We start from the raw sequence: 22,184 nt of genomic DNA, 5'->3' as shown, positions 1-22,184 counted from the left end.
AGTTACGGACATAAAAAAACACTCACTCGCGGGGCTGGACGCCCTCCATGAATATCTTGAGGAAATCCTCCAGGAACGCCTCATTGTCGCCCATGCCCGGCCAGTGCTGGTGATGACACTGGGCTTCGAACCACTGGGTGCAGGTCATCACGAAGATAGCGATCACATGAGTAGGGTTGATATCCTGCCGCAGCAGGCCGCGCATCTGGGCCTGGCGCACCCACTCTGCCCCCGCCCCGACGAGCTGGTTGTCCATCTCGCTGCAGTGGCTATCCCCTTCAAGATGGGTCCAGGCAAACAGCCGTACCACACCGGGGTTGTCGCGCAAAAAATGAAAGTAAGCTACCACCGAGCTGCGCAGCAGGGCGGCATCCGGTTCGCCGGCGTCCTGGAGCATCGCCATCTGGGCGCTGAAATAGCGCTCGAAGGCGCGATTCTTGACCGCCTCCCACAGCTTCTCCTTGCTGCCGAAATGGTGGTGTATCAGGCTCTTGGTTACCTCTGCCGAGCGCGCCAGTGCGCTGAGCTTGACCGCGGAGAAGCCCTGTTCGACGAAGAGGACTTCCGCCGCGTCCAGGATACGAGCGCGGGTCAACTCGGGGTCACGGGTCTGAGTAGGCTGTTTCATGGGCAAACCATAGCTTTGACTGGCCGACCGGTCAATTACTCGATCTGGCCCATTCACCGCCTCCCTCTGCGCCTCCTGCCTGGCCATATTCGCCGCCTACCCTACGCCACGAGATGATGCCCGCACGCAACATGGGGTATAATTTTCGGCCATTTGCGATCCATCCAACCCGAGAGCGCCCATGACCGCCACCGCAGGCAAGGTGATCGTCGGCATGTCCGGCGGCGTCGATTCTTCCGTTTCCGCCCTGCTGCTGATCGAGCAGGGCTATCAGGTCGAAGGCCTGTTCATGAAGAACTGGGATGAAGACGACGGCACCGAATACTGCACCGCCAAGGATGACCTGGCAGACGCCCAGGCCGTGTGCGACAAGCTGGGTATCCGACTGCACACCGCCAACTTCGCCGCCGAGTACTGGGATAACGTCTTCGAGCACTTCCTGGCCGAATACCAGGCCGGGCGGACGCCGAACCCGGATATCCTGTGCAACAGGGAGATCAAGTTCAAGGTGTTCCTCGAGTACGCCGAGATGCTCGGCGCCGACAAGATCGCCACCGGCCACTACGTGCGCGGCGGGGTGCGCGAGGGTCGCGCGCGCCTGCTCAAAGGCGTAGACGCCAACAAGGACCAGAGCTACTTCCTGCATGCCGTCCCCGAGGCAGCCATCGCCCGCACCCTGTTTCCGGTCGGCGAACTCGAAAAACCCGAGGTCCGCGCGCTGGCCGAGCGCCACGGGCTGGTCACCGCACGTAAAAAGGACTCCACCGGCATCTGCTTTATCGGCGAGCGTCGCTTCAGCGACTTCCTCAAGCAGTACCTGCCGGCCCAGCCGGGCACCATCGAAACCCCTGAGGGCGAGGTGATCGGCGAGCATATGGGGCTGATGTACTACACCCTCGGCCAGCGCCAGGGGCTCGGTATCGGCGGGCTGGCCAACCACCCGGATGCGCCCTGGTACGTGGCCGCCAAGGACCTCGAGCGCAATGTTCTGATCGCCGTACAGGGCAAGCATCATCCGCTGCTGTATACCGACAGCCTGGCCACCGAGGCGATGGACTGGGTGGCCGGCGAAGCGCCCGCCGACGGGCGCTTCACCGCCAAGACCCGTTACCGTCAGGAGGACGTGCCGTGCACCCTGCTCAGCCGCGCCGATGGCGGCGTCGAGGTGCGCTTCGACGAGCCTCAGCGCGCGGTGACACCGGGCCAGTCGCTGGTGATCTACGACCATGATATCTGCCTGGGCGGCGGCGTGATCCGCACGACCTGGAACGCCAAGGAGGCCGCCGCATGAGCAGCACGCCGATCCACAGTGCCCCGGATAGCCCGATGGCCCGCCAGACCCTGGCGCTGGCCGGCGTCTTTCAGGCCGCCGCCGTGGTCGACGAACTGGCCCGCACCGGCCAGGCCGACGAGCGCGCCTGGAGCACACTGATTCGCGCCACCGTCGACACCAGTCCCGAGAGCTTCGAAGCCACCTACGGCGGCCATCCCAACCATCTGCGCCAGGGCCTCGAGGTGCTCGAGGCGGTGGCCGGCCGCAAGCAGGCCAATCCGGTGGTGCTGCGCTACGGCTTCTCGCTGCTGATGCTGATGAACAAGCTGCGCAACAACAGCGACATGATGAATAGTCTGGGCAGCAAGCTGACTCGCATCCAGGGCCAGGCCGAGCACTTCGGCGATACCCACGAGAACGTCGTCGCCAGTCTCGGCGAGCTCTATCAGGAGACGCTCTCGACCTTCAAGTACCGCATCGTCGTGCAGGGCGAACCCAGCCTGCTCCAGCAGCGCATGATGCCCGAGCGGGTGCGCGCCGCGCTGCTGGCCGGCGTGCGCTTTGGGCTACTGTGGCACCAGCAGGGCGGTCGGCGCTGGAAGTTAATCTTCCAGCGCGGCGCCATGAAACAGGCCCTCGATCAGATCAACCGCCAGTGATCCGCGGCCAGCTGGCCCGTTCCAACTACCAGGAAAACCCGACCATGCAGCTCTCCTCCCTGACCGCCCTCTCCCCCGTCGACGGCCGCTACGGCAGCAAGGCCGCAGCGCTGCGCGAGCACTTCAGCGAATTCGGCCTGATCCGTGCCCGGGTCACCGTCGAGGTACGCTGGCTCGAGGCGCTGGCCGCACTGCCGGGCATTGCCGAGGTGCCGCCGCTATCGCCGGGTGCGAAGACCTTCCTCGACGCTCTGGTCAACGACTTCAGCGAGGCCGACGCCGCGCGGATCAAGGAGATCGAGCGCACCACCAACCACGACGTCAAGGCGGTGGAGTACTTCATCAAGGAGCGTATCGCCGAAGTCCCCGAGCTCCACGCCATCAGCGAGTTCGTGCACTTCGCCTGCACCAGCGAGGACATCAACAACCTCTCCCACGGCGTGATGCTGACAGACGGGCTCAAGAGCCTGCTGCCGGTCATGCACGAGGTGGCCGACGCCATCGCTGCACTGGCCCACGAGCACGCCGCCCAGCCGATGCTGTCGCGCACCCATGGCCAGACCGCCAGCCCCACCACCCTGGGCAAGGAGATGGCCAACGTCGCCTATCGCCTGCGCCGTCAGCTCAAGCAGATCGAAGGCGTCGAGATCCTCGGCAAGATCAACGGCGCGGTGGGCAACTACAACGCCCACTTCACCACCTACCCGGAGGTCGACTGGGAAGCCAACGCCCGCACCTTCGTCGAGGGCCTGGGGCTGAGCTTCAACCCCTACACCACCCAGATCGAACCCCACGACTATATCGCCGAGCTGTTCGACGCCATCTGCCGCTTCCACACCATCCTGATCGACTTCGATCGCGACGTCTGGGGCTATATCTCGCTGGGCTACTTCAAGCAGCGCACCGTCGAGGGCGAGATCGGCTCCTCGACCATGCCGCACAAGGTCAATCCCATCGATTTCGAGAACTCCGAGGGCAACCTGGGGCTGGCCAACGCCATCCTCGGCCACCTGGCCCAGAAGCTGCCGATCTCCCGCTGGCAGCGCGACCTGACCGACTCCACGGTGCTGCGTAACCTCGGCGTGGGCCTTGCCTACGGCCTGATCGCCTACCAGGCCTCGCTCAAGGGAATCTCCAAGCTCGAGGCCAACCCGGCGCGCATCGAAGAGGATCTCGACGCCAGCTGGGAGGTCCTCGCCGAACCGATTCAGACGGTGATGCGCCGCTACAACATCGAGCAGCCCTACGAGAAGCTCAAGGCGCTGACCCGCGGCAAGCGCATCGACCAGGCCGGCTTCGCCGCCTTTATCGATACCCTCGCGCTGCCCGCCGAGGTCAAGACCGAGCTCAAGGCGCTTAGCCCGGCGACCTATATCGGCAACGCCGAGGCCCAGGCGCGCCGGCTGTAAGCGCCCAGCCAGCCTAGCCAAGGCAGCGGCGCCGGGGACAGGCCTGAAGAGGGTCCGATTCCAGGGAAGGAATCGGTAGCGTACAGGGAGGTATTCACAGCGCCCTCGTACAGGCCTGTCGCCGGGATAGCCGCGATACAGGATACGCGGCGTCGGGATAGCCGCGACACAAGATAAGCGGCGTCGGGGACAGGCATGCTGCCTGCCCGCGGCTTCACTATTCGCAACGAGGTACGACACATGTCCTCCGATACCCCGCGACAACTGCTCGGTGGCCTGAGTGCCAGCGAGTTTCTGCGCGACGTCTGGCAGCAGAAGCCGCTGCTGATTCGCGGCGCCCTGCCCGACCTCGAGTGCCCGCTCGACCCCGACGAGCTGGCCGGCCTGGCCTGCGAGGAGGGGATCGAGGCGCGCCTGGTCGAGGAGCACGGCCGCGATGCCCCCTGGCAGGTACAGCACGGGCCCTTCGATGACGCCACCTTCACCGCCCTGCCCGAAAACCACTGGTCGCTGCTGGTACAGGCCGTCGACCACTTCGTGCCCGAGGTCGCCGCGCTACTTGACCACTTCGATTTCCTGCCGCGCTGGCGTCTCGACGACATCATGATCAGCTATGCCCCACCTGGGGGCAGCGTCGGGCCCCACGTCGATCAGTACGACGTCTTCCTGCTCCAGGCCAGCGGCCAGCGGCGCTGGCAGCTGGGCGGCAAGGTCGCCGATGATGCCCCGATCATCGACGGCATCGATCTGCGCATCCTCGAACGCTTCGACGTCACCCCCGGCGATGACTGGGTGCTCGAACCCGGCGATATGCTCTATCTGCCGCCCGGCTGGGCCCATCACGGCGTCAGCGTGTCCGATGACTGCATGACCGTCTCGGTCGGCTTCCGCGCCCCCTCTGCCGACGAGGCAGTCACCTCCTATGCCGACTATGTCGGCGAGACGCTACCCGCCTCGCTGCGCTTCAGCGATGCCGGCATGGCGCCCCCTGCCGAGCCCGGCAAACTCGACGACGCGGCAGTGGAACGCATGCGCCGACTGATACTCGACAGCCTCGACGACCCCGCCCAGTTGGCGCAGTGGTTCGGCCGGGTAATGACTCAACCCAAGTATGTCGACCAGTTGGTGCCCGCCGAATCGCCGATCGCGGTGGACGAGCTTGTCGCCGCACTACAGGACGGTGATGAGCTGGTGCGCAGTCTTGGCTCGCGCTTCGCATGGCGGGCGCTGGACGATGAGCGCGCTACACTGTTCGTCGACGGCGACGGCCAGACCTGCTCCCTGCCGCTGGCCAGGGCACTGGCCTCGGACACGGCTCTCGATGACACGCTGCTGGCGTACGATGGTGCCGCCGAGCTGCTCGCCCTGCTGCACGACCGTGGTAGCCTGGGCTGGCCACAAGAGGACGATGACGACGAGGATGACCAATGAGCGACGCTACCAGCATTGAACAGGGCGACTGGGAAGAGCTCGGCAGCGAGGCCGGCGAGATACGCCGTATCGTGTTCATCGTCGAGCAGCAGGTACCCGAGAACGAGGAGTGGGATGGCCGAGATACCTTCTGCCTGCATTTTCTGGCTCGCCATGAAGGACGCGCGCTAGGCACCGCACGGCTGCTGCCGGACGGTCACCTGGGCCGCGTGGCGGTGCTCGAAGAGGGACGCGGCCTGGGCCTTGGCCGGCGCCTGGTCGAGGCCGCCATCGAGGCAGCGCGCCACCAGGGACACGCCCATCTCGAGCTGGCCGCACAGCTGCAAGCGATTCCTTTCTATCAACGGCTCGGCTTCACTGCCTACGGCGACGAATTTCTCGACGCCGGCATTCCGCACCGCAACATGTCCCTCCCTCTAGGTGATTGATTCACCTCCTCCTTTCTCAATTGCGGGAAACTGACTACATCAAGTGGGCCTTTTCTGGCCCACTTGTAGTCATACTACAACCCCTTCTGCCGCTAAGTAATGATTGTTGAAGCCCGTATCCATGGGCCATAGTTCAATCACAGGCACACTTTAAAACGATTGTTTCAATGCATCTTGTAGTCGTCATTAAACATTCGTTTGATACTGTCGCCTGATACGACCAAGGCAGTACAGACAGTACTCATGATCTGGTCAACCCTGAACTTACTTCGCAGGTGCAGCATAAGACCAACCACAACCGCACCCGGTGAAGTCGACCAAGTTAATCGCGCGATATCGCAGCGCAACAGACGAGAAAGGACGGCCCATGTCAGTTTACCAAGACGACCTCGACAACATCGCTCGACTACGCGACACCCAGGGCGGCAAGTGGGATGCCATCAACCCCGAGTACGCCGCGCGCATGAAGGCACAGAATCGCTTCCAGACCGGCCTCGACATCGCCCGTTATACCGCTGGCATCATGCGCCAGGACATGGCCGAGTACGATGCCGACCCTAGCCAGTACACCCAGTCGCTGGGCTGCTGGCACGGTTTCATCGGCCAGCAGAAGATGATTGCCGTCAAGCGTCACCACGGCACTACCAAGAAGCGCTACCTCTACCTGTCGGGCTGGATGGTCGCCGCGCTGCGCTCCGAGTTCGGCCCGCTACCCGACCAGTCGATGCATGAGAAGACCTCGGTACCGGCGCTGATCGAAGAGCTCTACACCTTCCTGCGCCAGGCCGACGCCCGCGAGCTCGGCCACCTGTTCCGCGAGCTGGACGACGCCCGGGCCAAGGGCGATGACATCGCCGTTCGCGCCGTGCAGAAGCGCATCGATAACCACGAGACTCACGTGGTGCCGATCATTGCCGACATCGATGCCGGTTTCGGCAACGAGGAGGCTACCTACCTGCTGGCCAAGCGCATGATCGAAGCCGGGGCCTGCTGCATCCAGCTAGAGAACCAGGTCTCCGATGCCAAGCAGTGCGGCCATCAGGACGGCAAGGTCACCGTGCCCCACGAGGATTTCCTGGCCAAGATCAACGCCGTGCGCTACGCCTTCCTGGAGCTCGGCGTCGACGATGGCGTAATCGTCGCGCGCACCGACTCGCTGGGGGCCGGCCTGACCCAGAAGCTGCCAGTCAGCCGCGAGCCTGGCGATCTGGCCGCGCAGTACAATAGCTTCCTCTACACCACGCCGATCGACTCCGTCGACGACGTGCGCGAAGGCGACAGCGTGCTCAAGCTCGACGGTGAACTGCGCAAGCCGCTGCGCCTGGCCAATGGTCTCTATCGTTTCCGCTCCGGCACCGGTGAGGATCGCGTGGTGCTCGACTGTATCACCAGCCTGCAGAACGGCGCCGATCTGCTGTGGATCGAGACCGAGAAGCCCCACGTCGGCCAGATCGCCAGCATGGTCAACCGCATCCGCGAGGTAGTGCCGGACGCCAAGCTGGTCTACAACAATTCGCCGTCGTTCAACTGGACCTTGAACTTCCGTCAGCAGGTATTCGATGCCTGGCAGGCCGAGGGCAAGGATGTGTCGGGCTACGACCGCGACCAACTGATGAGCGCCGAGTACGATGACAGCGCACTGGCAGCACAGGCCGACGAGTGGACGCGCAACTTCCAGCGCGACGCGTCACGCGAGGCGGGCGTCTTCCACCACCTGATCACCCTGCCGACCTACCACACCGCGGCGCTGTCCACCGACGAACTGGCCAAGGGCTATTTCGGCGAGGAGGGCATGCTGGCCTACGTTGCTGGCGTCCAGCGCAAGGAGCTCCGCAGCGGCCTGGCCTGCGTCAAGCATCAGGACATGGCTGGGTCCAATATCGGCGACGACCACAAGGAGTACTTCTCCGGCGCCGGCGCACTCAAGGCCGGTGGCAAAGGCAACACCATGAACCAGTTTGGCTGAGAGACGGCCAAGGCAAGCAGCTCGCATGGCATGACAGTGATTGGGGAGGCAGCCGCCTCCCCTTTTTTATGTTTCCTTATTGTTTGCCGAATGCACAGCCTACACTGTGGGCACTCAAGCAAATGACGCTGGTCGAAGCGGGAAAGTCGGATTAAACTCGCTAAAAACACTGTTTCATAATCTGTTTCATCATCGGAGGAACTCCCATGAAACGTCTTCTTCCCGTCATCGCCATGGGCATGCTGACATTGGCCGGCTGTGCCAATACCGCCCCCTATGGCGGCGACGTCTACCGCGGCAGCCAGGCCCAGACCGGCCAGAGCGTCGCGTACGGCACCATCACTGCGCTGCGTCAGGTGCAGATCCAGGCCGATAGCCCCCAGGGCAATGTGATCGGCACCGTAGGTGGCGGGGTCATCGGCGGCCTGCTCGGCAGTCAGGTGGGTGGCGGCTCCGGACGTCAGCTGGCCACCGCTGCCGGTGCCATCGGTGGCGCCGTGGCTGGCTCACGCACCGAGGACGCGGTCAATCGTACCCGCGCCTGGGAAATGGAAGTACGCCGCGACAACGGCGAGAGCGTAGTAGTGGTCCAGCGCGCCGACCGCGATTTCCAGGTTGGCCAGCGGGTTCGCCTGATCGGCAGCGGTGCCAGCATGAGCGTGGCGCCTTACTGATAACGCCTACCTCGGTACACAAAAAGGCTCGCCGATTGGCGAGCCTTTTTGCGTTGCGTACTGGCCAACCCCTCTCGGCTCAGTGCGACTTGGCCTTCTTCATGGCCCAGCACAGCAACCGTTTGGCGCCCCACGCCACCAGCGCGATAACCAGCAGCGTCAGCAGCATGTCCACCGGGCGCACCAGGAAGGTCGCCCCCAGCACTGCCACTGCCGGGCACCACACCCAACGATCATCACTATCGCTACGCAGCGCCTCGGGCAGCACCCGTGCCAGAAACGGGCTCAGGCTGGCTTCCCAGCCGCGCAGACTGAAAAAGAGGATAGCGGCAAATCCAAGCAGCCAGATAATGGTCACGGTCATCGGCATTCTCCATCATTGATTATCGGTGGAAGGTCCAAGCGCAGTGTGTAATTGGTCATCAGGGTAAAACATGGCGGCCGCGAAAAGTACCCGCTATTGGCCGCATCCCGTAGCGCTGCATCAACACCGCAAACAGTTGGTTGCTACCTGGCAGCGGGTCACAGCGGCCTTGAGCGTCAGTCATGATGGGCAATCGAAACCTGAAAAAATTCCCTGTGCCCCTGACAGCCCCCCAACTGGCACGTTACCATTATGGAGACATGCACTCACCGAAAGGTTCATCAATGCAGATTGCGCAGAACTCTGTTGTCGCGTTTCACTACACCCTGACCAACGATGCAGGTGAGGTGCTGGACAGCTCGGAAGGCCGCGACCCGCTAACGTATCTCCACGGCGCCGGCAATATCATCCCGGGCCTGGAAAAAGAGCTTGAAGGCCGCGAAAGCGGTGAGAAGCTGCAAGTCACTGTGCAACCCGCCGAAGGCTATGGCGAGAATCAGGCGTCGCTGGTGCAGGAAGTGCCCCGCGATGCCTTCCAGGGCGTCGAGAGCGTCGAGCCGGGCATGCAGTTCCAGGCGCAGACCCAGGGCGGCCCGCTGATGGTCACCGTGACCCAGGTCGAAGGCGACACCGTGACCGTGGATGGCAACCATCCGCTGGCCGGCCAGACCCTCAACTTCGACGTTGAGATCGCCACGGTTCGCGAAGCCAGCCAGGAAGAGCTGGAGCACGGTCACGTGCACGGCGAAGGTGGCGTGGAGCACTAAGCGCGCTTCATAGCGAGTACCGCGGGGCAGCCATCGGCTGCCCCGCGGTCGTTTCAGGCCTCGTCCGACTGCTGCGGCACCAGCACCAGTTGCCCATGCCGCACGCTGCGCTCGGCGATTACCTCGCTGGCGAACCCCTGTACCTCGCCGCCCTGCCCCTTGAGCACCGCCACCTCCAGGCAGCTGTGGTGATCGAGATGCACGTGCAGGGTCGAGACGGTCAGGTGATGATGGGCGTGTGAGTGGTGGGTCAAACGCTTTGCCAGCTCTCGCGCCGCGTGATCGTAGACGTATACCAGCGCCCCCACACAGGGCTGCTCGGCATCGCCGTCGAGGGCCGTCTCCTTGATCCCCGCCCGCGTCAGATCGCGAATCGCCTCGGAGCGGTTCTGATAGCCGCGCTGGGCGATCAATCGATCCAGATCCGCCATCAAGGCGTCGTCCAGGGTCACCGTTACCCGCTGCATCACTCCCTCCTTGTCTCGTGTCGTTCGCCACACAAGTATGATGTTATTGACTAGACTTCATACCGCCTCGACTTTAGGGTAAAGAAAAAAACACAGGACCCTACGATGCCGATACTTCGCTATCACTGGATGGCTGCCACGATGCTTGCCGTCCCTCTCGCCCTCGGTTCGCTTGCCGCCCACGCCGAGTCGTCGCTGGTGATGGCCATCGGCGGCGAGCCCGACGACGGCTTCGATCCGCTGCTGGGCTGGGGCCACTACGGCCACCCGCTGTTTCAGTCGACGCTGCTGAGCCGCGATGCCGACCTGGCAACCCAGCCCGAACTGGCCCGCGACTGGACGCTCTCCGACGATCGCCTGCGCTGGACGATTTCCCTGCGCGACGACGCCTACTTCAGCGACGGCACAGCGCTGACCGCCGCGGACGTGGCGTTCACCTTCAATGCCGCCTCCCGCGCCGGGGGCCGCGCCGATCTCAGCGTGCTGGCCAACGCCGAGGCCCTCGATGAGCGGCGGGTGAAGCTGACCCTCAAGGAGCCCCGGGTCACCTTCATGGACACCTTCTATACCCTGGGTATCGTCCCCGCCGCGCAGCGTGACAACGGCTACCACGACGGCTATGGCCGCGCGCCGTTGGGTTCCGGCCCCTATCAGCTGGTGGAGTGGCAGGAGGGCGAACAGCTGATCGTCGAGCGCAACCCGCATTTCTATGGTGAAACACCGCCGTTCGAGCGCCTGGTCTTCCAGTTTACCGGCGAGGATACCACGCTGGCCGCGGCCAATGCCGGTCGCCTGCACCTGGCATCGGTGCCCCCGGCGCTGGCCGCCCAGCCGCCCAGCGGGATGCAGCGCGTCGCCATGCAGAGCGTCGACAACCGCGGCATGCTGTTCCCGATGCAGCCTGATCGCGGCGAGACCAGCGACAGCGATGCCCCGATCGGCAACGATGTCACCGCCGACCCGGCGATCCGCCAGGCGATCAATCTTGCCGTCGACCGCGAGCTGCTGGTGGAGGTCGCGCTGCACGGCTTTGGCCAGCCGGCCTTTGGCCCTGCCGATGGGCTGGCCTGGACCGACCCCGCCGAGCGCTTCGACGACGCCGATCTGGAGACCGCCGCCGCGCTGCTCGACGCAGCGGGCTGGCAGATGGAGAGCGAGGGACTGCGCCAGCGCGACGGCCAGGCGGCACGCTTCCGTCTCACCTATCCGGCCGGTGACACCACCCGCCAGCTGCTTGCCGAGAGCGTCGCCGAGATGCTGCGTCCGCTGGGCATCGCGGTAGACCCCACCGGGCGTCACTGGGACGAGATTCGCCGCGAGGCGCTGCATCAGGACGCCATCCTGTTCGGCTGGGGCAGCCACAGCCCCCAGGAGATCTACTACCTCTATCACAGCCAGTACGCCGGGCAGGACTACTACAACAGTGGCTTCTATGCCAATCCGGCGGTCGACGCCCACCTCGAGGTGGCCCAGGCCGCCGAGAGTCTCGAGGCCTCACTGCCCCACTGGCGAGCGGCCCAGTGGGATGGCACGACCGGCTACGGCATGCGCGGCGACGCCGCCTGGGCCTGGTTGGTCAATCTCGAGCACCTCTACTTCGTCGACGACTGCCTCGATATGGGCGAGCTGGGTATCGCCCCCCACGGCCACGGCTGGCCGATCACCGCCAACCTGCTCGAGTGGCAGTGGCAGTGCGACTGATAGCCCCGCTGGCGCGGCGACTGCTGCGTCTGATCGCGGTGCTCGGCGTGGTGGCGCTGGCCGCCTTCGGCCTGATGCAGGCCTCGCCCATCGACCCGGTGGACGCCTACCTGGGCCCCCAGGCGGCCCAGGTCAGCCCCGAGCAGCGTGCGCTGATCGCCGAACGCTGGGGCGCCGATCAGCCGGCGGCGCAGCAGTTTCTGCACTGGCTGGGCAATATGCTGCGCGGCGAGCTGGGCTGGAGCCGGGTCTACAACGCCCCGGTCAGCGAAGTGATCGGCAGCCGTTTCCTAGCCTCGCTGCCGCTGCTGGCCAGCGCCTGGCTGGGCGCCATGCTGATCGGCTTTGCCCTCGGCGTAGTGGCCGGCACTCGTGAGGGCGGCTGGGTAGATCGCTGGATTTGCCGCTACGCCTATACCCTGGCCTCGACCCCGACCTTCTGGCTGGCGATCCTCGGCCTGCTGCTGTTCTCGGTGACCCTGGGCTGGACGCCGGTGTGCTGCGCCGGCCCCGCCGGGGTGACCCGCGCCGAGCTGAGCCTCGCCACCCGCCTCCACCATCTGCTGCTGCCGGCGCTGACCCTGGCGCTGCTCGGCGTTGCCCAGATCACTCTGCACACCCGTGCCCGTATGCTCGAGCTGATGCGCTCCGATGTCGCCCTGCACGCCTTGGCGCAAGGCGCCAGCCGCCGCGAAGTCGCCTGGCGCCACGGCGCCCGCCACGCCTGCCTGCCGGCCCTGACTCTGGCGTTCGCCTCGCTGGGGGAGCTGTTCGGCGGCTCGATGCTGGTCGAGCAGGTGTTCTCCTACCCCGGCCTGGGCCGCGCCACGGTAGAGGCCGGCCTGCGCAGCGATGTGCCGCTTCTGCTGGCCATCGCACTCTTTACCGCGCTGTTCGTCAGCGTCGGTAATGCCCTCGCCGACGGCCTCTACCGCCTGGTCGACCCGCGCCTCGGCGAGGTCCGCCCATGAGCACCGCGCCAACGCCACCGCTGGCCCTGCGCGGCAACCCGCGACTAGGCCTGGCCCTCGGCAGCCTGGCCCTGCTGGTCGCCCTCGCCGCGCTGCTGCTGATGCAGCCGCAACTCGCCGAGCGTGCCGCTGCCAGCGATTTCCAGGCGCGCCTGCTGGCACCCGGCGCTGAACACTGGTTCGGTACCGATGTGCTCGGCCGCGACCTCCTGGCACGCACCCTACAGGGCCTGGCGCTAAGTCTATGGGTAGGTGCCGCGGCGGCGCTGCTCGGCACCCTGATCGCCCTGAGCCTGGCAGCCCTGGCCAGCCTCGACCGCCGGCTCGATGCCATGGTGGGGCTGCTGGTCGATAGCGTACTGGGGCTGCCACACCTGATTCTGCTGATCCTGATCGCCTTCGCGCTGGGCGGCGGCACCCAGGCGGTGATCATCGCCGTGGCGCTGACCCACTGGCCGAGTCTGACCCGAGTGCTGCGCGCCGAGCTGCTGCAGCTGCAGCAGGCCGACTACGTCCGCCTGTCGCGGCGCTTCGGCAAGTCGCGCCGCTACGTGGTCTGGCACCACCTGCTGCCGGCGCTGCTGCCGCACTGTCTGGTCGGCGGCCTGCTGCTGTTTCCCCACGCGATCCTGCACGAGGCGGCGCTGACCTTTCTCGGCTTCGGCCTTAGCCCAGGGCAGCCCGCCATCGGCGTGCTGCTCGCCGAGTCGATGCGCTATCTCAGCGCCGGCTACTGGTGGCTCGGGGTCTTCCCCGGGCTCGGCCTGCTGCTGCTGGTGCTGGCCTTCGACCGCCTGGGCAATGCCCTGCGCCGGCTACTCACCCCGCGCGAGGCCCAGCAATGATCCTGCGCTCAACCATCCGTGGAGTGTGACCATGCTCGAGATCGACCGCCTCGCCCTCGACTTCCTGCGCTATCGCGGCCTATGGCGGCGCGCAGCGATTCCCTGCCTGCACGACGTCTCGCTTACCCTGGCCCGCGGTGAACTGCATGCGGTGGTCGGCGCCTCGGGGGCCGGCAAGAGCCTGATGGCCCAGGCGCTTATCGGTCTGCTGCCCGGCAACGCGAGACTGCGGGGCAGCCTGCGACTCGACGGCGAGCTCCTCGACGCCACCCGCCAGGCCGCGCTGCGCGGCAAGCACCTGGCGCTGATTCCCCAGTCGCTGGCGGCACTCGACCCGCTGGTGCGTAGCCATCATCAGGTCACCTGGGCGGCGCGCCGCGCCGGGGTCAACGCGCCGCGCGCCGCCGCCGAGCGGGCACTGACCGATGTCGGCCTGGTCGGCGATAGCGCCCGCCGCTACCCCCATCAGCTCTCCGGCGGCATGGCACGCCGGGTGCTACTGGCCATGGCCACCGCCGGCGAGGCCGAGTGGCTGATCGCCGACGAACCCAGCGTCGGCCTCGACCCGGCCCATCGCGCCGGCGTCCTCGAGCAGCTGCGACGACTCGCCGATGCCGGCAAGGGCGTGCTGCTGATCACCCACGACCTGCGCCACGCGCTCAGCGTGGCCGATCGGGTCACGGTGTTCCACGCTGGCACCACCCTGGAAACAGCCCCGGCCACCGCCTTCCAGGGACGCGGCGAGGCGCTGTCCAGCGACTACGCCCGGGCGCTATGGCGAGCCCTGCCCGACAACGACTTCGCGCGGCCGGCGGTGCATGAGGTACCCCAGCTTGCTTGAGGCGCGCGATATCACCCTCGGCTATCGCCCCGGCGACAGCGTGCTGCGCGGCGTGTCGCTGCGCCTGGCAGCGGGAGAGTGGGTGGGCCTCAGCGGCGCCTCGGGATCCGGCAAGTCGACCCTCGGCCGGCTGCTGGCCGGGCATCACACCCCGCGCCGCGGCTCGCTGCGGCTCGACGCCGCTCCCCTCCCTCCGCATGGCCTGCACCCGGTGCAGTGGCTCCCTCAGGTGCCGGAGCTGGCGGTCAATCCGCGCTGGCGCATCGGCCGTATTCTCGCCGAGGCCTGGACGCCCGACGCCGCGCTGCGTCGGCGCTTCGGCATCGCCGACGACTGGCTGGAGCGCTATCCCCATGAGCTCTCCGGCGGCGAACTGCAGCGGGTGGCGGTGCTGCGCAGCCTGGCCCCCGGGGTGCGCTACCTGATCGCCGACGAGATCTCCTCGATGCTCGACGCCATCACCCAGGCCGAGCTGTGGCAGACCCTGGCCGAGATCGCCGAGCAGCGCGACCTGGGGGTGCTGGTGATCGGCCATGACCAGGCCCTGCTGAAACGGCTCTGCCAGCATCAACTGCGGCTAGAGAACGGTCAGCTCTGGGCCGAGCCCTGACCCTCGCGCGCCCGCAGGGTGCGATAGCCGCCCCACAGCCGGGTCGCGGTGGTGATCAGGCAGGCCAGCGCAAACAGGCTGGCGAGCAGCGCGAAGTGCCGGGGAAACAGGCAGAACAGCACCAGGGCGAGCACCGTCTCGGTGCCCTCGGTGAGCCCATGCAGGTAGTAGAAGGCCTTGGACTCGAAGCGCGGCCGCTCGAGGCGATGCTTGGCAGCCATGATGGCGAAGGCCAGAAAGGAGGTGCCGGTGCCGATGAAGGCGAACAACAGCAGCGCCGCCGCCAGGGCGTTGGCGGCCGGGTCGGCCAGCGCAAAACCGAGCACCACCGCGGCGTAGAAGACGAAGTCCAGGCCGATATCGAGAAAACCGCCGGCGTCGCTGGCGCGATCGGTGTGGCGCGCCAGGGCGCCATCCAGCCCATCGCCGAGCCGGTTGAGCAGAATCACCACCAGCGCCGCGGCGTACCACTCCAGCGCCAGCAGCGGCAGGGCCAGCATCCCGATCGCGAAGGCCGCCACGGTGACCTGGTCAGGGCGCCAGCCGCGCCGCGCCAGCACGGCGGCGATCCGCGCCAGCGGTGCCTGGGTCAGCGGCATGGTCCAGCGGTCGAGCATCAGGGACGCTCCTCACTCGCATCGATCAGGTGCAGCTTGCCGCTGCGCCGGCGCCAGGTGAAGTAGCGCGCCAACCAGCCGAGCAGCCACTCTGGCTTATGGGCGTTCTTCCACATCCCGGCGCTGGCCTTGGCCGCCTCGGAGTAGCTCGGGTAGGGGTGAATGGTCGCCAGCAGCTTGTTGAGGCCAATATTACGGGTCATCGCCAGGGTGAAGGTGGCCAGCAGCTCGCCGGCGCCGTGGCCGACCACGCAGGCGCCAAGGATACGATCCTTGCCGGGCACCGTCAGCACCTTGATAAAGCCGCGGTCGTGGCCGTCGGCGATGGCGCGGTCCAGCTCGGCCAGCTCATAGCGGGTCAGCTCATAGGCAATGCCCTGCGCCTCGGCCTCGCGCTCGCTAAGTCCGACCCGCGCCACCTCGGGGTCGCTGAAGGTCACCGCCGGCAGCGCGCGGTAGCTGACCGCGAAACGCTTGATCTCACCGAACAGGGCGTTGACCGTGGCGTGCCAGGCCTGGTGGGCACTGGCGTGGGTCAGTTGGAAGGGGCCCACTACGTCGCCGCAGGCCCAGATATTGGGGTGCAGGCTGCGCAGGGTATCGTCGACGTCCAGGGTGCCGTTGGCACGGGTGGCGATGCCCAGCGCCTCCAGCCCCAGGCCCTCGACGTTGGCCTCGCGCCCCACCGCCATCAGCAGGCGGTCGAAGACGATCCGCGCCTGGCTACCGTCGGCGCGCTCGATCACCAGCACCTTGCCGCGATCGGCGTGACTCGGCCCTGGCTCCACCGCCACCGCCCGGCAGCCGAGGTGCAGCGCCACATCCTCTTCGCGCAGTCCGGCTTCGAGGGCCTCGGCGACGTCGCGGTCCTCCCGCGGCAGCAGCTGGGCGGCGCCTTCGACCAGGTTCACTCGGCTACCTAGCCGCGCGAAGCTCTGGCCCAGCTCACAGCCGATCGGCCCGCCGCCGATCACCACCAGCCGAGCGGGCAGCCGCTCGAGCTGCCACAGGTTATCGGAGGTGAGGATCTCATCGGACGGCATACCCGGCAGCGGCAGCACCCGCGGCCGCGCACCGCTGGCAATGATCACGTGGCGACTGGTCAGCACCCGCTCACCGACGCGCACCTCCCAGGGCGTCTGCAGGCGCGCCGCGCCGTGCACCACGTCCACCCCAAGGCCACGATAGCGGGCCGGGCTGTCGTGGGGAGCGACCTTGGCGACGGCATCGTGCACGTGGGCCATCACGCCGTGAAAATCGATGTCGGGCTCGCCGAGATGAACCCCGAAACGCTTGGCGCCACGTGCCTCATGGGCGGCCCGCGCGGCGCGAATCAACGCCTTGGAGGGCACGCAGCCGGTATTGAGGCAGTCGCCGCCCATGGCATCACGCTCCACCAGCGCCACCCGCGCCTTGACCGCAGCGGCGATATAGCTTGCCACCAGACCCGCCGAGCCGGCGCCGATCACCACGATGTCGTAGTCGAAACTGCGCGGGCGGTGGTAGGCCTTGGCCAGCCGCCGGCGCTTGATGGCATCCACCACGAAACGCGCCAGCAGCGGAAACAGCCCGATCAGCACGAAGGAGACGATCAGCGTCGGCGACAGAATCCCCGACAGCGACTCGAGGCTGCCCAACTCCCGTCCGGCGTTCACGAACACCGCGGTGCCGGGCAGCATGCCCAGTTGGCTGACCCAGTAGAAGGTCACCACCCGCATACGGGTCAACCCCATCACCAGGTTGATGACGAAGAACGGAAACAGCGGTATCAGGCGCAGGGTGAACAGATAGAGCGCGCCCTCGCGCTGGATGCCGCGATTGATGCTGTCGAGCTGAGTGGCGAAGCGCCGCTCCAGCGGGCCGCGAGCCAGAGTGCGGGCGATCAGAAACGCCAGGGTGGCGCCCAGGGTGCTGGCGAAGGAGATGATCAGCAGCCCCCAGCCGAAACCGAATAGCGCCCCGCCGAGCAGCGTCAGCAGGGTCGCCCCGGGCAGTGATAGGCCCGCCATCAGGGTGTAGATCAGGAAGAAGCCACCGCCGACCAGCAGCGGCTGGGCGGCAAACCACTGCTGGAACTCGGCCTGATTGGCTCTGAGATTGTCCAGGGTCAGCCAGTGATGGGCGCCGCTGATAAAGAAGGCCGCCACCAGCAGCGCGATGCTGGCCAGGATCCATAGTCGTCGTTGTGCCAAGCTCATCTCTCCGTGATCGGGGTAGCCGCCCGGGACAGGCAGTTCACTTGCCGCTCTGTCGTCACCCGACGACAGATCCTTACACTATTGGGAACCGTCCCGCTTTCAAGCCATCAAAGCAGGCATCCTCCTCCAACGGCCAATAACCATGACATCGATTCGTCCGCTTCGCTACGCCCTGCTCGCCCTGCTACCGCTTGCCGCCCACGCCGATGAGGCCAACCAGTCGACCGCCGAAGCGGTATTCGGCGGCGGCTGCTTCTGGTGCGTGGAGGAGTTCTTCGACGCCGTCGATGGCGTGGTCGCCACTACCTCGGGCTTCAGCGGCGGCCATGTCGAAAACCCCAGCTACGAACAGGTGGTGAGCGGCGGCACCGGCCACGCCGAGGTGGTCAAGGTCGAGTATGACCCGGAGCGGGTCGACTACGAGACGCTCCTGCACGTGTTCTGGCGCAATGTCGACCCCTTCGCCGAAGACCGCCAGTTCTGTGATGCCGGCGAGGCCTATCGCAGCGCGATTTTCACCGCCAGCGACGAGGAGCGCGCCCTGGCCGAGGCCAGCCGTGACGCCGTTGCCGAACGTTTCGACCGCACCATTGCCACCGAAATAAACGACTTCGAGACCTTCTATGCCGCGGAGGAATACCACCAGAACTACTATCAGGAGAATCCGCTGCGCTACCGCTTCTATAAATCGGCCTGCGGGCGTGAAGAGCGCCTCGAGGAAATCTGGGGCGACGAAGCCGGCGGCCTGTAGCGGAAGCTCACCGCCTGCGGCTGACATGTGACGATTCACCGCACCCTGCATCGTCAGGGAAGTAGAACACGCCCGCATTAATGTGATTGAATCTCATTGTCTTTCACAAGCAAGGGAGTCGCAGATGATTCGTCCAATGGTAGCCGCCGCATTTCTCGGTTTGCTGAGCCTACCCGCCATGGCTGATGAGTGTAGCGCCGTGGTGGAGTCCAACGACCAGATGCAGTTCGATACCGATAGCATCGAGATCAGCCAGAGCTGCGATACCTTCACCCTCGAGCTGGAGCATGTGGGCAGCATGGGCGTCGAGACCATGGGCCACAACTGGGTGCTGACCCGGGAAGCGGACATGGCCGATGTCGCCGAGGCGAGCATGGCGGCCGGCCCGGAGAATGACTATATCGTTCCCGACGACGAGCGCATCATCGCCTATACCGAGATGATTGGCGGCGGCGAGAGCACCTCGGTGACCTTCGACGTCGATGCACTCGATGGTGACGACAGCTACGCCTTCTTCTGCAGCTTCCCCGGCCACTCGGGGATCATGCACGGCAGCGTGACGCTGGTCGACTGATGCCCTAGCCATCTATCAGGGAGCGTGCCCGGCGCGCTCCTTGATCCCTAGCCAGCCGGCCAGCCCCAGGGTCACCGCCAGCACCAGCCATGAGGCCAGCGCCACCCCCCACCAGTGAGCCAGCTGCCAGAACGGCTCCAGATAGAAGCCGCCGAGGCTGGCGCCGACGTAGTAGAACACCAGATAGAGCGCCGAGGCGCTGCCGCGTGCGGTTTTGGCGTGGCGCCCGACCCAGCTCGAGGCCGTCGAATGGGCGAAGAAGAAGCCGAAGGCGTTGACGGTCAGCCCAATGATGATCGCCGTCAGCGAGCCGGCCAGCGTCAGCAGCGTGCCAAACGCGAAGATTCCAATCCCGAGCATCATGCAGCGCGGCTGCGACAGCCGCTGAGCGGCGCGCCCCGATAGCGAAGCCCCCAGAGTACCGCCAAGGTAGGTGACGAAGATCATCCCCAGCCACTGAGTGGCCAGGCCGTAGGGCGCCTCACTCAAGCGGAAGGTGATATAGCTATACTGGTTGATAAAGATCAGGAAATTGAGCCCGCCGATCAGGTAGGCGCCAAACAGCAGCGGATTGCGCAGGTGGCCGGCGATCGACCCCAGCGCCGCGCGCAGCCGAAACGGCTGCGGCTGGAAATGGCGCGACGCCGGCAGCAGCTTCCAGAACAGCGCCACACACACCACGCTGACCGCGCCGACGGTGGCAAAGCTGGCCTGCCAGCCTCCCAGGTCGGCGGCGAAACCGCCCATCACACGACCGCCGATGCCACCCAGGGTGTTGGCGCTGATATACAGCCCCACCGCCAGCATCAATCCACGCCTGTCGAACTCGTCGCCCATCCAGGCGATCGCCACCGCCGGCAGGCCACCCAGCACGAATCCCTGCACGGCCCGCAACCACAGTAGCGTGTGGTAGTTGGGCGCCAGCGCCAGGCCCAGGCTGCACAGCGTGGTCAGCACCAGGGTCACCAGCATGATGCCGCGCCGGCCGATGGCGTCGGAGAGGGTGCCGAACACCAGCAGCGCCAGCGCCAACGCCAGCGTCGATACCGACATCACCAGGCCCGCGGCCAGGGTCGAGATACCGAATACCTGGCGCAGTTCGGGCAGCAGCGGCTGCGGTGCGTAGAGATTGATGAATACCGTGAAGGACCCGAGGCAGAGGGCCAGGGTGGCGCGCCACCAGGCGCGGCTATGGGCTTCGATCATGGACGTCTCCCTATGGGACAGGCATGATCGACGCTTCTGACCAATAAGCCAAACAGCAACTTTTGATAGCCGCCATCGGATCTGCTTATGAGCTTACCCTTCGACCTGCGCGCCCTGCAGTGTTTCGTCAGCGTGGCGGATCATCGCGGCTTCAGCGCCGCCGCCCGCGACCGCCATGTGGCGCAGTCGGCGATCAGCCAGACTGTCGCCAATCTCGAAAAACGGCTGGAGCTGACCCTGTTCCATCGCCACGAGCGGCGCATCAGCCTCACCCCTGAAGGCGAGGCACTCTACACCCACGCCAAGGCGCTGCTGGAACGCGCCGAGGCGGCACATCTGGCGATGCGCGAACTGCACGGTCTGGTCAAGGGCGAGGTACGTATCGGCATCCCCTCGATGCTCGGCTCCTACTACTTCCCACCGCTACTGATGGGTTTCAAGGCGCGTCATCCGGGTATCCGCCTGACGGTGGTCGAGGCCGGCACCCGACGGCTGCAGCGCATGATCAACGCTGGCGAACTGGATCTGGGCGTGGTGATGGACGACGCCAGCAGCCAGGGGCTGGAGCGGCGCCACTTTCTGCGCGAGGAGATGGTGGTGTGCGTGCCGGAGGATCATCCCTTTGCCGGACGTGCCAGCGTCTCGCCGCGGGACTTCTTCAGCGAGCCGTTGGTGCTGTTTCAGGACGGCTATTTCCATCGCGAGTTCGTCGACGCCCTGGCCGAGGCAGGCGGCCACCAGGCCGACGTCGCTTTTCAGTCGAACCTGATACCGCTGACCAAGGCCATCGTCCGCCAGGGCTTCGGTATCACCACCTTCCTGCGTCGGGTCATCGACGAGCCAGGACTGGCCGCGGTGTCGTTCGCACCCCGAGCCTGGCTCGAACTATCGCTGGCCTGGGCTCGCGGCAGCAGCCTGTCGCGGGCCGAGCAGGCGTTCGTCGATTTCGTCCTCGAACACCCCGATCAGCCGCGCTGAGTCCAGGCGGCGCGCTGGGCCAGTTGGTTCTGATCCATCGGCCGCCGCGACTGCCAGTAGTGGCGCTGCCAGTAGTCGTTATCGACCTCGGAGAGGATCACGCCCTGGGAGGTGGAGGCGTGCAGGAAGTAGCCGTCGCCGACGTAGACGCCGACATGGTTGTAGGGTCCCGGCGGACGGAAGAAGACCAGGTCACCCGGGCGCAGCTCGCTACGCTCGATGCGGCTGCCCTGCAGTGCCTGGGAGTCGGTGGTGCGCGGCAGATCCATGCGGAAACTGTCGTTGAAGACATGCTGCATCAGCGCCGAGCAGTCGATACCGGCCTGACCTTCTCCGCCGAGGCGATAGGGGGTACCTACCCAGCGCTCATGCTGGGCCAGCAGCGCCTGGCGCACCAGCGCAGGGGAAGGCCGCTGGAAACTGCGCATCTCACGAATCGGATTATCGACCGGCGACATCAGCGGGTCATGGTCGAGAGACGGCATGGAGGTACTGAAGTAATCGGCAGGCGGCTCTTCTTGCGGTGTTCCAGCACAGCCAGCCAAGATGCCAAGCAGTAGACATACGCCAGCAATACGCAACATTCCAGCGACCTCGTTCACGAATACGCGAACCGCACGCCAATGCCGTCACGCGTACACGCGTGTCGAGGGCAGTTTGACGTCGCTGTGGAAGTGGTGCCCAGGGCGTATGCCCGACGTACCACGTCCATAGCGGCCTGTCAGCGGTCCAATGCCAATGGGAGAGTCAGGCGCCTGACAGGAAGCGCCTGTTGACAATAACCTGATGAATATAATGCATGTTATGGCGTTTGGCGACAGCCTGT

At 65.9% G+C, this 22,184-nt stretch carries 23 protein-coding genes; 16 read left to right on the top strand and 7 right to left on the bottom strand.

Annotated features, from left to right (window positions below):
• Positions 1-22: 22 nt before the first annotated feature.
• Entirely contained in the window at positions 23-628 is a 606-nt protein-coding gene (locus IEI94_RS08020; protein WP_191166783.1) for a TetR/AcrR family transcriptional regulator, read from the bottom strand.
• A 181-nt stretch (positions 629-809) separates the two neighbouring features.
• On the opposite strand from IEI94_RS08020, the gene mnmA reads away from it, so the two are divergent.
• The 7 genes from mnmA to IEI94_RS07985 all read left to right on the top strand — a co-directional run bounded on the left by mnmA (position 810) and on the right by IEI94_RS07985 (position 8,468).
• Entirely contained in the window at positions 810-1,919 is a 1,110-nt protein-coding gene (gene mnmA, locus IEI94_RS08015) for a tRNA 2-thiouridine(34) synthase MnmA (RefSeq protein WP_191166782.1), read from the top strand.
• The gene (hflD, locus tag IEI94_RS08010) at positions 1,916-2,560 is read left to right on the top strand and encodes a high frequency lysogenization protein HflD (RefSeq protein ID WP_191166781.1); all 645 of its coding nucleotides are present in this window, start codon (positions 1,916-1,918) and stop codon (positions 2,558-2,560) included. The genes mnmA and hflD overlap by 4 nt, the downstream gene beginning before the upstream one ends.
• A gap of 44 nt (positions 2,561-2,604) precedes the next feature.
• Positions 2,605-3,969 (top strand): adenylosuccinate lyase, encoded by a 1,365-nt coding sequence (gene purB, locus IEI94_RS08005; protein ID WP_191166780.1) that lies wholly within the window; start codon positions 2,605-2,607, stop codon positions 3,967-3,969.
• Between the two features lie 240 nt (positions 3,970-4,209).
• Positions 4,210-5,400, top strand: coding sequence for a cupin domain-containing protein (locus tag IEI94_RS08000; protein ID WP_191166779.1), 1,191 nt, complete (start codon positions 4,210-4,212; stop codon positions 5,398-5,400).
• Complete coding sequence (locus IEI94_RS07995; RefSeq protein ID WP_191166778.1) at positions 5,397-5,828, top strand: GNAT family N-acetyltransferase; 432 nt, start codon at positions 5,397-5,399, stop codon at positions 5,826-5,828. Before IEI94_RS08000 ends, IEI94_RS07995 begins: the two co-directional genes overlap by 4 nt.
• 367 nt (positions 5,829-6,195) lie before the next feature.
• Positions 6,196-7,794, top strand: a complete 1,599-nt coding sequence (locus IEI94_RS07990; RefSeq protein WP_191166777.1) for an isocitrate lyase — start codon at positions 6,196-6,198, stop codon at positions 7,792-7,794.
• A 206-nt stretch (positions 7,795-8,000) separates the two neighbouring features.
• Complete coding sequence (locus IEI94_RS07985) at positions 8,001-8,468, top strand: glycine zipper 2TM domain-containing protein (RefSeq protein ID WP_191166776.1); 468 nt, start codon at positions 8,001-8,003, stop codon at positions 8,466-8,468.
• Positions 8,469-8,547: 79 nt separating this feature from the next.
• On the opposite strand, the gene IEI94_RS07980 is transcribed toward IEI94_RS07985, so the two are convergent.
• Entirely contained in the window at positions 8,548-8,832 is a 285-nt protein-coding gene (locus tag IEI94_RS07980) for a hypothetical protein (RefSeq protein WP_191166775.1), read from the bottom strand.
• 284 nt (positions 8,833-9,116) lie between these two features.
• On the opposite strand from IEI94_RS07980, the gene IEI94_RS07975 reads away from it, so the two are divergent.
• The gene (locus IEI94_RS07975; protein ID WP_191166774.1) at positions 9,117-9,599 is read left to right on the top strand and encodes an FKBP-type peptidyl-prolyl cis-trans isomerase; all 483 of its coding nucleotides are present in this window, start codon (positions 9,117-9,119) and stop codon (positions 9,597-9,599) included.
• A 53-nt stretch (positions 9,600-9,652) separates the two neighbouring features.
• Here the strand turns inward: IEI94_RS07975 and nikR are convergent, their stop codons facing one another.
• Complete coding sequence (nikR, locus tag IEI94_RS07970; RefSeq protein WP_191166773.1) at positions 9,653-10,066, bottom strand: nickel-responsive transcriptional regulator NikR; 414 nt, start codon at positions 10,064-10,066, stop codon at positions 9,653-9,655.
• Between the two features lie 105 nt (positions 10,067-10,171).
• On the opposite strand from nikR, the gene IEI94_RS07965 reads away from it, so the two are divergent.
• Genes IEI94_RS07965 through IEI94_RS07945 form a run of 5 tightly spaced genes read left to right on the top strand, consistent with a single transcriptional unit; the run spans position 10,172 to position 15,034 of the window.
• Positions 10,172-11,767 carry an ABC transporter substrate-binding protein gene (locus IEI94_RS07965; protein ID WP_224749999.1) on the top strand — a complete coding sequence of 532 codons (1,596 nt, stop codon included), beginning with the start codon at positions 10,172-10,174 and terminating at the stop codon, positions 11,765-11,767.
• The gene (locus IEI94_RS07960) at positions 11,758-12,738 is read left to right on the top strand and encodes an ABC transporter permease (protein WP_191166772.1); all 981 of its coding nucleotides are present in this window, start codon (positions 11,758-11,760) and stop codon (positions 12,736-12,738) included. The genes IEI94_RS07965 and IEI94_RS07960 overlap by 10 nt, the downstream gene beginning before the upstream one ends.
• Complete coding sequence (locus IEI94_RS07955) at positions 12,735-13,583, top strand: ABC transporter permease (RefSeq protein WP_191166771.1); 849 nt, start codon at positions 12,735-12,737, stop codon at positions 13,581-13,583. Before IEI94_RS07960 ends, IEI94_RS07955 begins: the two co-directional genes overlap by 4 nt.
• Positions 13,584-13,614: 31 nt before the next feature.
• Positions 13,615-14,424, top strand: coding sequence for an ATP-binding cassette domain-containing protein (locus IEI94_RS07950; RefSeq protein ID WP_191166770.1), 810 nt, complete (start codon positions 13,615-13,617; stop codon positions 14,422-14,424).
• Positions 14,417-15,034, top strand: a complete 618-nt coding sequence (locus IEI94_RS07945; protein ID WP_224749998.1) for an ABC transporter ATP-binding protein — start codon at positions 14,417-14,419, stop codon at positions 15,032-15,034. The genes IEI94_RS07950 and IEI94_RS07945 overlap by 8 nt, the downstream gene beginning before the upstream one ends.
• Here the strand turns inward: IEI94_RS07945 and IEI94_RS07940 are convergent.
• Together IEI94_RS07940 and IEI94_RS07935 are read right to left on the bottom strand one after the other, a co-directional pair.
• Entirely contained in the window at positions 15,013-15,651 is a 639-nt protein-coding gene (locus tag IEI94_RS07940; RefSeq protein ID WP_191166768.1) for a CDP-alcohol phosphatidyltransferase family protein, read from the bottom strand. The genes IEI94_RS07945 and IEI94_RS07940 overlap by 22 nt on opposite strands.
• Complete coding sequence (locus tag IEI94_RS07935) at positions 15,651-17,849, bottom strand: FAD-dependent oxidoreductase (protein WP_412030903.1); 2,199 nt, start codon at positions 17,847-17,849, stop codon at positions 15,651-15,653. The genes IEI94_RS07940 and IEI94_RS07935 overlap by 1 nt, the downstream gene beginning before the upstream one ends.
• Before the next feature lie 142 nt (positions 17,850-17,991).
• Between IEI94_RS07935 and msrA the strand changes: the two genes are divergently transcribed.
• Entirely contained in the window at positions 17,992-18,600 is a 609-nt protein-coding gene (msrA, locus tag IEI94_RS07930; RefSeq protein ID WP_191166766.1) for a peptide-methionine (S)-S-oxide reductase MsrA, read from the top strand.
• Between the two features lie 124 nt (positions 18,601-18,724).
• Positions 18,725-19,174, top strand: coding sequence for an azurin (azu, locus tag IEI94_RS07925; RefSeq protein WP_191166765.1), 450 nt, complete (start codon positions 18,725-18,727; stop codon positions 19,172-19,174).
• Between the two features lie 15 nt (positions 19,175-19,189).
• On the opposite strand, the gene IEI94_RS07920 is transcribed toward azu, so the two are convergent.
• Complete coding sequence (locus IEI94_RS07920; RefSeq protein WP_191166923.1) at positions 19,190-20,425, bottom strand: MFS transporter; 1,236 nt, start codon at positions 20,423-20,425, stop codon at positions 19,190-19,192.
• Between the two features lie 42 nt (positions 20,426-20,467).
• Between IEI94_RS07920 and IEI94_RS07915 the strand changes: the two genes are divergently transcribed.
• The gene (locus IEI94_RS07915) at positions 20,468-21,358 is read left to right on the top strand and encodes a LysR family transcriptional regulator (protein WP_191166764.1); all 891 of its coding nucleotides are present in this window, start codon (positions 20,468-20,470) and stop codon (positions 21,356-21,358) included.
• Here IEI94_RS07915 and IEI94_RS07910 read toward each other — a convergent pair.
• Positions 21,346-21,942 carry a C40 family peptidase gene (locus IEI94_RS07910; RefSeq protein ID WP_191166763.1) on the bottom strand — a complete coding sequence of 199 codons (597 nt, stop codon included), beginning with the start codon at positions 21,940-21,942 and terminating at the stop codon, positions 21,346-21,348. The genes IEI94_RS07915 and IEI94_RS07910 overlap by 13 nt on opposite strands.
• Between the last annotated feature and the right edge of the window lie 242 nt (positions 21,943-22,184).

It is taken from the genome of Halomonas sp. ML-15 (assembly GCF_014779595.1).
Taxonomy (GTDB): domain Bacteria; phylum Pseudomonadota; class Gammaproteobacteria; order Pseudomonadales; family Halomonadaceae; genus Franzmannia.
This window is presented reverse-complemented; position numbering and strand designations above follow the sequence as displayed.

Coding starts and splice junctions, on each gene's coding strand:
- IEI94_RS07990 (WP_191166777.1), top strand. CDS start 6,196: ATGTCAGTTTACCAAGACGACCTCGACAACATCGCTCGACTACGCGAC.
- IEI94_RS07935 (WP_412030903.1), bottom strand. CDS start 17,849: ATGAGCTTGGCACAACGACGACTATGGATCCTGGCCAGCATCGCGCTG.
- purB (WP_191166780.1), top strand. CDS start 2,605: ATGCAGCTCTCCTCCCTGACCGCCCTCTCCCCCGTCGACGGCCGCTAC.
- IEI94_RS07965 (WP_224749999.1), top strand. CDS start 10,172: ATGCCGATACTTCGCTATCACTGGATGGCTGCCACGATGCTTGCCGTC.
- hflD (WP_191166781.1), top strand. CDS start 1,916: ATGAGCAGCACGCCGATCCACAGTGCCCCGGATAGCCCGATGGCCCGC.
- IEI94_RS07995 (WP_191166778.1), top strand. CDS start 5,397: ATGAGCGACGCTACCAGCATTGAACAGGGCGACTGGGAAGAGCTCGGC.
- msrA (WP_191166766.1), top strand. CDS start 17,992: ATGACATCGATTCGTCCGCTTCGCTACGCCCTGCTCGCCCTGCTACCG.
- IEI94_RS07975 (WP_191166774.1), top strand. CDS start 9,117: ATGCAGATTGCGCAGAACTCTGTTGTCGCGTTTCACTACACCCTGACC.
- IEI94_RS08020 (WP_191166783.1), bottom strand. CDS start 628: ATGAAACAGCCTACTCAGACCCGTGACCCCGAGTTGACCCGCGCTCGT.
- IEI94_RS07950 (WP_191166770.1), top strand. CDS start 13,615: ATGCTCGAGATCGACCGCCTCGCCCTCGACTTCCTGCGCTATCGCGGC.
- IEI94_RS07910 (WP_191166763.1), bottom strand. CDS start 21,942: ATGTTGCGTATTGCTGGCGTATGTCTACTGCTTGGCATCTTGGCTGGC.
- azu (WP_191166765.1), top strand. CDS start 18,725: ATGATTCGTCCAATGGTAGCCGCCGCATTTCTCGGTTTGCTGAGCCTA.
- IEI94_RS07955 (WP_191166771.1), top strand. CDS start 12,735: ATGAGCACCGCGCCAACGCCACCGCTGGCCCTGCGCGGCAACCCGCGA.
- mnmA (WP_191166782.1), top strand. CDS start 810: ATGACCGCCACCGCAGGCAAGGTGATCGTCGGCATGTCCGGCGGCGTC.
- IEI94_RS07915 (WP_191166764.1), top strand. CDS start 20,468: ATGAGCTTACCCTTCGACCTGCGCGCCCTGCAGTGTTTCGTCAGCGTG.
- nikR (WP_191166773.1), bottom strand. CDS start 10,066: ATGCAGCGGGTAACGGTGACCCTGGACGACGCCTTGATGGCGGATCTG.
- IEI94_RS08000 (WP_191166779.1), top strand. CDS start 4,210: ATGTCCTCCGATACCCCGCGACAACTGCTCGGTGGCCTGAGTGCCAGC.
- IEI94_RS07985 (WP_191166776.1), top strand. CDS start 8,001: ATGAAACGTCTTCTTCCCGTCATCGCCATGGGCATGCTGACATTGGCC.
- IEI94_RS07940 (WP_191166768.1), bottom strand. CDS start 15,651: ATGCTCGACCGCTGGACCATGCCGCTGACCCAGGCACCGCTGGCGCGG.
- IEI94_RS07980 (WP_191166775.1), bottom strand. CDS start 8,832: ATGACCGTGACCATTATCTGGCTGCTTGGATTTGCCGCTATCCTCTTT.